The organism is Piscinibacter sp. PDB1-1 (assembly GCF_056675995.1).
Map to the genome: position 1 here is coordinate 1,779,308 of NZ_JBWVZJ010000001.1, position 11,769 is coordinate 1,791,076.

Here is an 11,769-nt window from a genome sequence, read left to right on the forward strand (position 1 = left end):
CTCTCGCTCCTGAGTTGAAATCAATAAACCTTTAAGACGTTCAGCGCTTGTTCTGCAGGACCGCGCGCACCGTGTCCGCCACGTTCTCGGGCGTGAAGCCGAAGTGCTTGAAGAGCACGCCGGCTGGCGCCGATTCGCCATAGGTGTCGATGCCGACCACCGCGGCGCAGCCGTACTTCCACCAGCCATCGGTGACGCCCATCTCGACGGCGATGCGCGGCAGGCCTTGCGGCAGCACGCTGTTCTTGTAGGCGAGGCCCTGGCGGTCGAACACGCTCGTCGACGGCATCGAGACCACACGCACCGCGATGCCACTCTGCGCGAGTTGCTGTTGCGCGTGCAGCGCCAGGCCCACTTCGGAGCCAGTGGCGATGATCACCGCCTGCGCCTTCTTCTTCAGGCCCACCTCGCTGGGCTCGGCCAGCACGTAGGCGCCCTTGGCGATGTCGTCGAGGCCGCTCTTGGGGGCGTAAGGCAGGTTCTGGCGCGACAGCAGCAGCGCGGTCGGGCGGTTCTTGCTTTCGATGGCGCAGGCCCAGGCGACGACCGTCTCGGCGGTGTCGGCGGGGCGCCAGACGTCCAGGCCGGGGATCAGGCGCAGCGAGGCCGCGTGCTCGATCGACTGGTGCGTCGGGCCGTCTTCGCCGAGGCCGATGCTGTCGTGCGTGAAGACGTGGATCACGCGCTGCTTCATCAGCGCGGCCATGCGGATGGCGTTGCGGCTGTAGTCGCTGAAGGTGAGGAAGGTGCCACCGTAGGGGATGAAGCCACCGTGCAGCGCCACGCCGTTCATGATGGCCGCCATGCCGAACTCGCGCACGCCGTAGTTGATGTGGCGGCCGCCGTTGGAGGCGCCATCGGCCTCGAAGCGCAGCGCGGGCGTGCTGCTGGTGTTGGTGAGGTTGGAGCCGGTCAGGTCGGCGCTGCCGCCGAGCAGCTCGGGCAGTGTCTTGGTGAAGGCTTCGAGCGCGAGCTGGCTGGCCTTGCGGCTGGCCACCGTCTCGCCCTTGGTGTGGGCGGCCACGGCGGCATCGACTGCAGCTTGCGACCACCCCTTGGGCAGTTCGCCATCCAGACGGCGCACCAGTTCGGCGGCGAGTTCGGGGTGGGCCTTGCCGTAGGCCTCGAAGTCGTCGACCCAACGCGATTCAGCGGCCAGGCCGGTGACGCGAGCGTCCCAGTTGTCGTAGGCGTCTTCGGGGATCACGAAGGGCTCATGCGCCCAGCCCAGCGCTTCGCGCGTGAGCTTGATCTCTTCGGTACCCAGCGCCTCGCCGTGCGCCTTGGCCGTGCCGGCGCGGTTGGGCGAGCCTTTGCCGATGGTGGTCTGGCAGCAGATGAGGGTGGGCTTGTCGGACTTCTTGGCCTTGGCGATCGCCGCATCGACGGCACCAACATCGTGGCCGTCGACCTTGGCAATCACGTTCCAGCCATAGGCCTCGAAACGCTTGGGCGTGTTGTCGATGAACCAGGGCTGCACCTTGCCGTCGATCGAAATGCCGTTGTCGTCGTAGAAGGCGACCAGCTTGCCGAGCTTCCAGGCACCGGCCAGCGCCGCGGCCTCGTGGCTGATGCCCTCCATCAGGCAGCCGTCGCCCAGGAACACATAGGTGTGATGGTCGACGATGGCGTGGCCGTCGCGGTTGAATTCTTTTGCCAGCAGCTTCTCGGCCAGGGCCAGGCCCACCGCGTTGGTGAAGCCCTGGCCCAGCGGGCCGGTGGTGGTCTCGACGCCCGGGGTGATGCCGACCTCGGGGTGGCCCGGTGTCTTGCTGTGCAGCTGGCGGAAGTTGCGCAGCTCGCTCATCGGCAGGTCGTAGCCCGAGAGGTGCAGCAGCGCGTAGATGAGCATCGAGCCGTGGCCGTTGCTCAGCACGAAGCGGTCGCGGTTGGCCCACTGCGGGTTGCCGGGGTTGTGCTTGAGGTGCCGGCCCCACAGCGCCACCGCGATCTCGGCCATGCCCATCGGGGCACCGGGGTGGCCGGAATTGGCCTGCTGAACGGCGTCCATCGCCAGGGCACGGATGGCGTTCGCCATCAAGGAGGTGTTGGAAGCGATGGCTGTCATGTGCAGACGAGGCTTGAGGGGAAACCCGGCATTTTACGGGGCCCGGATAATCGCCCCATGCAGGGCCTGCACCTCACCGCCGATTTGCGGGGTTGCTCCACGGAGTTGCCCGCCATGACCGACCCCGCCGCCCTGCGCGGGCTGTGCCTGGGCGCCGTGCGCGACGCCCAGCTGGAGCCCGTGGGGGAGCTCTTCCACACCTTCCCTGGCAGTGACGGAAAAGCGGGCGGCGTGACCGGCGTCGTGCTGCTCGCCGAGTCGCACCTCGCAGTGCACACCTGGCCCGAGATCGGCAGCGTCACGCTCGACGTGTACGTGTGCAACCACGGCGCCGACAACTCGCACAAGGCACACCACCTGATGGACACGCTGCAGGCGGCCTTCGCACCGACACACGCAGATCGAAACGCTCTCCAACGGGGGCGCGCGGCATGAAGGCCCTGATCCTAGCCGCCGGCCGCGGCGAGCGCATGCGCCCGCTCACCGACCACACGCCCAAGCCGTTGCTTGAAGTTCAAGGCAAGCCGCTGATCGTGTGGCACATCGAGGCGCTGGCGCGCGCGGGCGTGCGCGAGATCGTCATCAACACCGCGTGGCTGGAAGAACGCATCGTCGAGACCCTGGGCGATGGATCGCGCTACGGCGTGCGCCTGCACTACTCGCTCGAAGGCCGCGACCACGGCGGCGCACTGGAAACCGCCGGCGGCATGGCCAAGGCGCTGCCGCTGCTCACCGACGCATCAAGCGACTGCTTCTGGGTCGTCTCGGGCGACGTGTTCCTGCCCGGCTTCCGCTTCGACCCGCACGCGGCGCAGCGATTCACGCAAGCCAGATCATTGGCCCATCTGTGGCTGGTGCCGAACGCGCCGCACCACCCGAACGGTGACTTCGGCATCACGCCGGAGGGAATGGCCTCGATGAGCGCGCAGCCGCGCTACACCTGGGCCAGCGTTGGCCTGTTCCGCGCGACGATCGTGAGGGACGTGAAGGTGGGCGAGAAGCTGCCGCTGACGCCCCTGCTGCGGGCCGGGGCGGATGCAGGGCGCGTCGAGGCCGAGTTGTACGGCGGGAGCTGGACTGACGTCGGAACAGTGGACCGGCTGAACGCTCTCAACACGCCGAGCTGATGACCGGCGCGTGCGCGCGCTCGCCCAACTGGTTGCCGCTGTCGCATACGTAGCTGTGCTGCCACGGCCGCAGGTCGTGAGAGTGAGCCATGTGAGCAGCAGCGCCCTCAGGCCGCCAGCGGCTGCGTGATCTTGTCGATGCGCTCCATCACCTCGGGTGTGAGCTTCGGGGTCAGCGCCAGCGCGCCAAGGTTGTCCTGCAGCTGCGACAGGCGCGAGGCGCCAAGGATCACCGTGCTGACGCGCGGGTTGCGGTTCACCCAGGCGACGGCCAGCTGCGCGAGGTTGCCGCCCAGCTCCTTGGCGATCGGCTCCAGCTCGGCCACGGCGGCGTTGCGGCCGGCATCGGTGAGGCCCTTCACCAGGAAGCCCATGCCTTCGAGCGCACCGCGGCTGTCGTCGGGCACGCCCTGGCGGTACTTGCCGGTGAGCAGGCCGCTGGCGAGCGGGCTCCAGGTGGTCAGGCCCAGGCCGATGTCTTCGTACAGCCGCGCGTACTCGCGCTCGACGCGCTTGCGGTGGAACAGGTGGTACTGCGGCTGCTCCATCACCGGCTTGTGCAGGTGGTGGCGCTCGGCGATCTCCCAGGCGGCGCGGATCTCGTCGGCGCTCCACTCGCTGGTGCCCCAGTACAGCGCCTTGCCCTGCGTGATCATGTCGCTCATCGCACGCACCGTCTCTTCGATCGGCGTGTTCGAGTCGGGGCGATGGCAGTAGACGAGGTCGATGTGATCGAGCTGCATGCGCTGGAGCGAGCCGTCGATCGCCTGCATCAGGTACTTGCGGTTGAGCGTGTTCTTCTGGTTGATGCCCTCGCCCTGGTGGTTGAGTCCCCAGAAGAACTTGGTCGACACCACGAAGCTCTGGCGCGACCACTTCAGGGCCTTGAAGGCCTCGCCCATGACGACTTCGCTCTGGCCGGCGGCGTAGGCCTCGGCGTTGTCGAAGAAGTTGATGCCCGCGTCGCGCGCGGCGGCCAGCATCTCGGTGGCCGAAGACGTATCAACCTGCTTGCCGTAGGTCACCCAGGAACCGAGAGACAACTCGCTCACTTGCAGGCCGCTGCGGCCCAGCCGTCGATATTGCATTGCTACACCTCGTAATGGATTGCGGCATCTTAGCCACACACTTCGGGCCTGCCGGGGGTACGGAATCGACCACATATCCGCGTCGGTCGACCGGCGGACGGCCAAGCCCTTTCCCCGGGCGTGACTTCGCGCTACCTTTGCGGCCGTGACAACCATCCTCATGCTGCCCTTCATGCTGGCGATCGCGATCGCCGGGCATGTGCTGATCGGCCGCGGCGCCAAGGCGCTCGTATCGGCCGTGCGGCCACTCGCCAGCGGCCAGCCCGAAATCAGCGGCTATGAACGCCGCGTGTACACCAGCCCCGAGCGCACCATGCTCGAAGTGGTGGGTGCGGTGCTCGCCAGCGGCGTGGTCATGTGGGTCGGCCTGGCCTGGGGCATGGGGTGGGTCGGCCTGATCGGCTTTCTGATGCTGCTGGGCGCCGTGGCGCTTGATCTGCGCCGCTGGGAGCGCGTCACGGTCAGCGCGCACTACGTGTGGTTTCAGCGTGGCCTGGGCCATACCGTGCACCAAGTCGCCATCGAGAACATCCGGGACGTCAATGTCACCGAGAGCGATGCCGCGGGTTTCAGCCCCCGCCATCTCAACCGCAACCGGGTTTGTCGCGTGACGATGCGCATGCAGGACAAGCGTGTCGTGGCCCTGCCCAAGACCGACGCCTACGGTGAGCTCGAAGCAGTCGAGACACTCGCCAACAACATCCGCACTCGCATGCAGCTGGCGAGCGACCGCGATGCCGTCAAGCGCTCGAGCGAAAAGGGCAGCCAGGCCGCGGCCGAAGCAGCGCGCCAGGCCTCGTCGATCGACCGCGACATGCTGCGCGAACTCAAGCGCCTGCGCCAACGCGCGAACGCGCCCGACCTGCCCCCGGCCGTCAAGCGCACCGGCAAGGTCTGAGACCTGCTTGGAACGCGCGATGCAACAATCGCGCGCACGATGACCGACACCCCCACGCCCTACCGCGAGCGCCGCTCGCAATTGGCGCAGCAGCTGCGCGAATCCGGCGGCGGCGTCGCCATCGTATTGACGTCACCCGCGGCGCAGCGCAGCCGCGACGGCGATCACCCCTACCGGCAAGACAGCTACTTCCACTACCTCACCGGTTTCGACGAGCCCCACAGCGCGCTGGTGCTGCGCGCCGACGGCCGAAGCCTGGTCTTCTGCCGCGAGAAAGACCCGGAGCACGAGATCTGGGACGGCATCCGCCTCGGCCCGCAGGCGGCCCCGCAGGTGCTGGGTGTGGACGAGGCGCATGACATCGCGCTGCTCGACGCGCAGATCCCCGAACGGCTGAACCACGAGCCCGCCGTCTGGACGCTGTTCGGTGCCTCCGGCGGCATGGACCAGCGCGTGATCGGCTGGCTGGCGCAGTTGCGCGAACGCGGGCGCGCCGGCAGCGTGTGCCCGGCGTCGCACCGCGACCTGACCGTGCTGCTCGACGAGATGCGTCTCATCAAGAGCGCGTTCGAGATCGACACCATGCGCCGCGCTGCGCGCATCTCCGCCGGCGCCCATGCCCGCGCGATGCGCTTTTGCGGCGAACGCTTCCGTGCCGACCCGGCCGCGCAGGTGCGCGAGTACGAGATCGAGGCCGAGTTGCTGCATGAGTTCCGCCGGCACGGCGCGCAAAGCCCGGCCTACCCGTCGATCGTCGCGGCGGGTGCCAACGCCTGCATCCTCCACTACGCCGCTGGCGACACACCGCTGCGCGCCGGCGAGCTGTGCCTGATCGACGCCGGCTGCGAACTCGATGGCTACGCGAGCGACATCACGCGCACCTTCCCGGCCACCGGCCGCTTCAGCCCCGCGCAGCGCGAGCTGTACGACCTGGTCTGTGCGGCGCAAGAGGCGTCCATTGCCGTCACGCGCCCCGGCGCACGCCAGCGCGACGCCCACGACGCGGCCGTGCGCGTGCTGGCGCAGGGCATGCTCGACACCGGCCTGCTCGACCGCCACCAGCACGGCACGCTCGACGACGTGATCGCCAGCGCCGCCTACCGCCAGTTCTACATGCACGGCACCGGCCACTGGCTGGGGCGCGACGTGCACGATGCCGGCGAGTACCTCTCGCTCGGTGAGGCGGCTTTCGAGCAAGCGGATGGCAAGGGAGGCACCGTGGTCAAGCCCCCGTCACGCCACCTGCAGGCGGGCATGGTCGTGACCCTGGAGCCCGGCATCTACGTGCGCCCGGCCGAAGGCGTGCCCGAGCGCTACTGGCACATCGGCATTCGCATCGAGGACGACGCCGTGCTCACCGCCCACGGCTGTGAACTGATCAGCCGCGATGTGCCGGTCCGGGCCGACGAGATCGAAGCCCTGATGCGCGGCGCGGGCTGAGCCGCTCAGGCGCGTGCGCGACCGGCGCGCACGCCGTGGGCATAGGCCTCTTCGAAGATCGAGTAGCCCGAGAGATCGCTGTGCGCAAAGCGCACGCGCCCGCTGGCCTTCGCCAGCGCCTGCAGGGCCGGGCTGCCACGCAGGCCGGGCAGCGGGATGCTCATCGCATGGCCGTAGCGCATGAGGTCGATGCGCTTCAACCGCGCGGGCAGGTCGGGGTGCGGCACCGACAGGTCCGCGAGCACGCGCTGTGCCCAGCTCGCCCAGCTTTCACTCAACAGCCGCGCGCGGTTGGCCTTCAGTTGCTCGGCAGTGTCACCGCCGAGCGCCCAGTAGCTCGTGAGCACGGTAGGGCCGGCATGCGGCCGCGTGCTCTGGTGCATCGCATCGACATAGCCGAGCGAGGGGCTGTCGTGGATCACGTTGTCCCACGCGGGCGGCGCGCCACCGGTGTCGGCAAGCGCGCTGTCGATGTGCAGGTTGGCCACCAGCCAGGGCGCGTAGCGCAGGGTCACCGACTGCAGCGCGGCGGGCGGTGAGGCCAGCAAGCGCGCCGTGATGAAGAGCGGCGTGGCCAGCACCACCTCGCGCGCGACCCAACGCTCGGTGCGCTGCGCGCGGGCATCCCACAGGTCCACGCTCACGTCGTGCCGCCCCTCTTCCACACGCAGGGCCAGCAAGCCAGTGAGCAGGCGTTCGCCCAGCGGTGCCGCCAGCCGCTCGGTGAGCCACGCATTGCCCTGCGGCCAGGTGAGCACGGCATCGTGGTCGTCGGTCTCTGCACTGCCGGGCGCCTGGAAGCCATGACGGCTGGCGAAGTAGTGCACGCCCGCCCACGCCGACACCTGCGCCACGCCGGCGCCGTAGTCGTCGCGACAGCAGTAGTCGAGGTGGCTGCGCAGCGCCGGCGCATCGAAGCCACGCGCATCGAGCCAGGCGCCGAAGGTGATTGCATCGAGCGCCGCGTGCTCGGGCGTCCAGGGCGCACGGGCGGTCGGTATGCCGAAGCCGAGCTTCGTCACGCGCGCGATCTCGTCTGCGAACCGCCGGTACTGCGCCAGCGTGGCGCTGCCCTGCCCCTCGACCGGCAGCAGGCCGGGCTGCCAGGCGCCGCCGGTGTAAAGACGCTCCTGCGGGCTGTGGCAGAGGTGGCGTTCGTCGTAGATGCGGCGCCCCGCCACGCGACGGCTCAGCCCGAACGACTCGAGCAGCTCGACCATGTCCTCGTCGCGCTCGCTCGGCACCGGCAGGTAGTGCGCGCCCAGCGGGCAGGCCATGCCGGCGATCTGGTGGCCGCGGGCATTGCCACCGGCGTGGTCTTCGAGATCGATCACACGAACGTCGTCGACACCACGCTGAAGCAGCGTGCGCGCGCAGGCGAGGCCGGCGACGCCGGCACCGATCACGAGCACGCCGGCACGCTTCTCGATGAATGGCCGGGGCAGGCTTGGCAGCGCAGAGTCGCGCAGACGGTGCCCCCGCTCGTGCTGCGCGCCGACCCATCCGCCGTCGAACTGCGGCTCGGCCGCGCGACGGCACGCCGCGAGCGGCGAAGCGGCCGCCGCAGCGAGCAGGGTGCGGCGGCTCAGCGTCATCGCTGCGCTCGGCCCCACTCGTCTTCGAAGGTCTGCACCAGCACCTGGTTCGACAAGCGGTTCACCGGCGCCGGCACGCGCGCCATGTCGGGCGGGAACTGCAGCATCGCGGGCATGCCATCGGCCGTGAGAAAGCGCAGTCCGCCAGGCAAGGCCGTTGGCAGTCGGAACGGCCGGCGCCCAGCGAGGATGAACCCCCACTCACCGAAGCTCGGCACGTGGGCGTGGTACGGCGTGATCGTCAGGCCCGTGGATTCGATGGTGCTGACGACCGTCCAGAAGCTCTTTCGTGCGATCAAAGGCGAGGTGGTCTGCACCACGGCGAAGCCCGAGGCCGCCAGGTGCGCATCGAGCAACGCGTAGAAGCTCGTGGTGTAGAGCTTGCCGATGGCGAAGTTGCTGGGGTCGGGGAAGTCGACCACGATCACGTCGAATTCGCCCGGCGTGGCCACGCTCTTCTCCTTCTCCTTCTCCTTCTCCTGCTCCAGCCAGGCGAAGGCATCAGCGTTGACGATCTTCAGCTTGGGGGAGTGCAGTGCATCGCCGTTCAAGCTGCGCAGCAGCGGCTGCTCGGCGAAGAGCTTCGTCATGTGGGGGTCGAGCTCCACGAGCGTGACCGACTCGACGCTCGGGTACTTGAGCACCTCGCGCACGGCCATGCCGTCGCCGCCGCCCAGCACGAGCACGCGCTTGGGCGCACCGTGCGCTGCCATCGCGGGGTGCACCAGGCTCTCGTGGTAGCGGTACTCGTCGCGCGAGTGGAACTGCAGGTTGCCATTGAGGAACAGTCGCACGCCGGCACGGCCGTTCGTCACCACCACGCGCTGGTAGTCGCTCGTCTCGCTGTAGATGATGCGGTCGCCATAAAAGCGGTCTTCGGCCCAGGTGCTGATGCGATCGGCATATGCCATGGCCGCGGCAAGCGCCGCCACCACGCCAACGCAGGCGAGCGCGTGCGCCCAGAACCCGCGCAACTCACCGCGAAAGAGCCAGAGCGCCCACACCGCCACCGCGGCGTTGAGCAGGCCGAAGAAGGCCCCCGTGCGCACCAGGCCGAGGTGGGGCACCAGCAGCAGCGGGAAGGCCACGGCCACCGCGAGCGCACCGAGGTAGTCGAAGGTCAGCACCTGCGAGACCAGATCCTTCAGGGCATAGCGCTCGCTGAAGTGGCGCTTGAGGATGCGCATCACGAGCGGGATCTCCAGCCCCACCAGCGTGCCCACCAGCAGCACCAGGCTGTACAGAACGAAGCGGAAGGCACCCGTCGGCAGCGCCTGCAATGCGAACAATGCCGCGGGCATCAGCCCGCCGATCAGACCGACCAGCAGCTCGATGCGAAGAAAGTGCGCCACCAGTTGCCGCTCGAAGAAACGCGACAGATAAGAGCCGATCCCCATCGCGAACAGGTAGGCGCCGATGATGGTGGAGAACTGCAGGACCGAATCGCCCAGCAGGTAGCTCGCGAGCGCGCCGGCCGCCAGTTCATAGACCAGGCCGCAGGCCGCGACGACGAAGACCGAGGCCAGCAGGGCGACCTCGGCCGGCCGGATCGGTGTGGCCGAGCCATCACGCATGGGCGAACCCGCGAGCCGAGTCAGCCATTACGACAAACCCGCGGGTCGGCTCGCCCGATGCCGCGAATCGCACGCACCAGCGCGGCCGAAAGTGCGCTCAATGAATCGCCGCGGACACGATCATTCCGATGGCGATGCACATCGCGCCCACCACGATCGAGAGCGCCACGTTCCGCTTCTCGACGATCTCTTCCCACAGCTTGTAGGGCGTGAGCTTGTCGACGATCACGAAGCAGACCCAGAACACGAGGACGCCGACCAGCGCGTACAGGATCGAGCCGAAGAAGACGGACGGTTTCAGCCATTCGATACCCAACATGAGACGCTCCTTTGAATGAAAAAGCCGCGGCGGCAGGCAGACCTCATTTGTGCCCCCCGCCACCGCTGGAGTAACCGCCGAAAGACCCACCGCCTGTGCGGTAGCCGCCACTTCGTTGCTGCACGAGGCAGCTCTGGTATTCCTGAGACGCGTCGCCGTAGGCCGCACGCAGGCTGTTGCAGTCGGGTTCGTCGTCGCTGCACCTGAACAGCATCAGCAGCATCGCCACGATGAACACCCAGAAGAACACCTTGGCCAGCAGGCTCGCTGCATTGCCCGAGGTGGGCGTGGCATCGCGCTTGAGCGCAGCAGACACCTTGGGCGCCAGTCGGAATGCCTTCGCAACGGCACCGGCATCGAGCGCCTCGCCGCCGGACCAGACCACCTCGCCTTCGGTGCTCTCCATATTGAGCCGCTTGGCCGCGGCGCGCCCGGTGCCCTCGTAATCGGCATTGCCGCTCACCTCGTCACGCCTGAGCTGCCAATAGAACTCACCCAGCACATAGGTCACCTTGGCGCCATAGCGGTAGCGTTGTCGGTAGACCTCGCCCCGGTAGCGCACGCGCTGCGCGCCCGCGGGCTCCGGCACGCCGGTGAGGGGCGCGGTCCAGCTCCAGCCGTCTTCGGCGTCGACGAGAAAGGTGAAGCCTTCCTCGCGGTGGTACAGCAGGTACTCGCGCCAGACGCTGCCTTCGTCGCCGTCGCCCGATTCGGCCTCGCTTTCGGGTTCCGTTTCGCATCGCTCTGCGTAGCCCACAACCTGCCACGCCCGCTCGGCGCGGCCGCCGAAGGCGAAGCGCGCGATGCTGCCCAGGGGGATCTGGGGCTCGCCGCCAGCCTGCTGCGCGTAGTGCGCCAGCTCCGCCCCCACGCCTTGGGACACATCGACCACCGCGTGGCACTGGTGGCACACGATCGATTGCGTGGTCGAGAGCTTGACCTCCAGCGAGGCGCCACAGTTCGGGCACTCGATGCTGCGCGCCTTGAGCGTCTTCTCGGCTGCATCGGCCAGGCCGCTCATCGCGAGTTCGCTGATCGCCACCGAGCGCCCGACCGACCATTTGGACGCCGTGGGATCGCTGTAGTCGATCGTCCCGACCTCGTCGCGCGCGTTGCGCAGGTCGGCCACGACAAAGCCGCGCTCGGTGTTCGGCTTGAAAGGCAGCTCGCCCTGAGCGGCGATCAGCCTCGCGACAGCCACGGAAGCGACCGTCCACGAGTCGCCACCCACCACTTCGCGCGCGCCCGGGCGCAGAGCCTCCGAGGTCGGCACCGGGCCGTCGAGCGGCGCATCGAATGCGAAGACGTAGCGGCCGTTGTCTTCGCTCAGCCAGCCGCTGCGGCCGGTGTCGAAGAGCGCGTGCCATTCGTTCCAAGTGCCGTCCTTGTAGCGGTACTGCAGGCGGCCCACGAGCGTGAACCCGCTGCCCTGGTAGGTGCCGCCTGCGCCAAGTTGCAGTGGCGAGTGGTCGTCGAACAGCTCGGCGCTCTCGCCCACCTTGCGCAGCGCGTCGCCATCGCGCACGACAGTGCTGCGGCAAAAGCTGCACACCGCAAAGGCGGACGCGGCCGAGCGGAAGTCGACCGGCGCGCCGCAGTTCGGGCACGCCGCGCGATAGGCGCGCTGCGGACTGGGTTCGGTGGCCAAGGCGGGTGGCGA

10 protein-coding genes are annotated in these 11,769 nt (G+C 68.5%); 4 read left to right on the forward strand and 6 right to left on the reverse strand.

Annotated elements, in window-relative coordinates; all coding sequences use genetic code 11:
• Window positions 1-40: 40 nt before the first annotated feature.
• Complete coding sequence (gene tkt, locus AC1KAR_RS08225; RefSeq protein ID WP_480316347.1) at window positions 41-2,068, reverse strand: transketolase; 2,028 nt, start codon at window positions 2,066-2,068, stop codon at window positions 41-43.
• A 57-nt stretch (window positions 2,069-2,125) separates the two neighbouring features.
• Between tkt and speD the strand changes: the two genes are divergently transcribed.
• Window positions 2,126-2,503: an adenosylmethionine decarboxylase gene (gene speD, locus AC1KAR_RS08230; protein WP_480316349.1), complete on the forward strand. Its 378-nt coding sequence runs from the start codon at window positions 2,126-2,128 to the stop codon at window positions 2,501-2,503.
• Window positions 2,500-3,195: an N-acetylmuramate alpha-1-phosphate uridylyltransferase MurU gene (murU, locus tag AC1KAR_RS08235; protein ID WP_480316351.1), complete on the forward strand. Its 696-nt coding sequence runs from the start codon at window positions 2,500-2,502 to the stop codon at window positions 3,193-3,195. The genes speD and murU overlap by 4 nt, the downstream gene beginning before the upstream one ends.
• Before the next feature lie 107 nt (window positions 3,196-3,302).
• Here the strand turns inward: murU and AC1KAR_RS08240 are convergent, their stop codons facing one another.
• Entirely contained in the window at window positions 3,303-4,283 is a 981-nt protein-coding gene (locus AC1KAR_RS08240; protein ID WP_480316353.1) for a potassium channel beta subunit family protein, read from the reverse strand.
• Between the two features lie 145 nt (window positions 4,284-4,428).
• Here AC1KAR_RS08240 and AC1KAR_RS08245 point away from each other — a divergent pair, with 145 nt between their 5' ends.
• On the forward strand, window positions 4,429-5,181 hold the full coding sequence (locus AC1KAR_RS08245) for a hypothetical protein (protein WP_480316355.1): 753 nt from the start codon (window positions 4,429-4,431) through the stop codon (window positions 5,179-5,181).
• Between the two features lie 39 nt (window positions 5,182-5,220).
• On the forward strand, window positions 5,221-6,621 hold the full coding sequence (locus AC1KAR_RS08250; RefSeq protein WP_480316357.1) for an aminopeptidase P N-terminal domain-containing protein: 1,401 nt from the start codon (window positions 5,221-5,223) through the stop codon (window positions 6,619-6,621).
• A 5-nt stretch (window positions 6,622-6,626) separates the two neighbouring features.
• Here the strand turns inward: AC1KAR_RS08250 and AC1KAR_RS08255 are convergent, their stop codons facing one another.
• The 4 genes from AC1KAR_RS08255 to AC1KAR_RS08270 form a co-directional block, all read right to left on the reverse strand.
• Complete coding sequence (locus tag AC1KAR_RS08255) at window positions 6,627-8,216, reverse strand: FAD-dependent oxidoreductase (RefSeq protein WP_480316359.1); 1,590 nt, start codon at window positions 8,214-8,216, stop codon at window positions 6,627-6,629.
• Window positions 8,213-9,790: a polyamine aminopropyltransferase gene (locus AC1KAR_RS08260; RefSeq protein ID WP_480316361.1), complete on the reverse strand. Its 1,578-nt coding sequence runs from the start codon at window positions 9,788-9,790 to the stop codon at window positions 8,213-8,215. The genes AC1KAR_RS08255 and AC1KAR_RS08260 overlap by 4 nt, the downstream gene beginning before the upstream one ends.
• Window positions 9,791-9,887: 97 nt before the next feature.
• Window positions 9,888-10,109: a DUF350 domain-containing protein gene (locus AC1KAR_RS08265; protein WP_480316363.1), complete on the reverse strand. Its 222-nt coding sequence runs from the start codon at window positions 10,107-10,109 to the stop codon at window positions 9,888-9,890.
• 43 nt (window positions 10,110-10,152) lie between these two features.
• Window positions 10,153-11,757 carry a DUF4178 domain-containing protein gene (locus AC1KAR_RS08270; protein ID WP_480316365.1) on the reverse strand — a complete coding sequence of 535 codons (1,605 nt, stop codon included), beginning with the start codon at window positions 11,755-11,757 and terminating at the stop codon, window positions 10,153-10,155.
• Window positions 11,758-11,769: the final 12 nt, after the last annotated feature.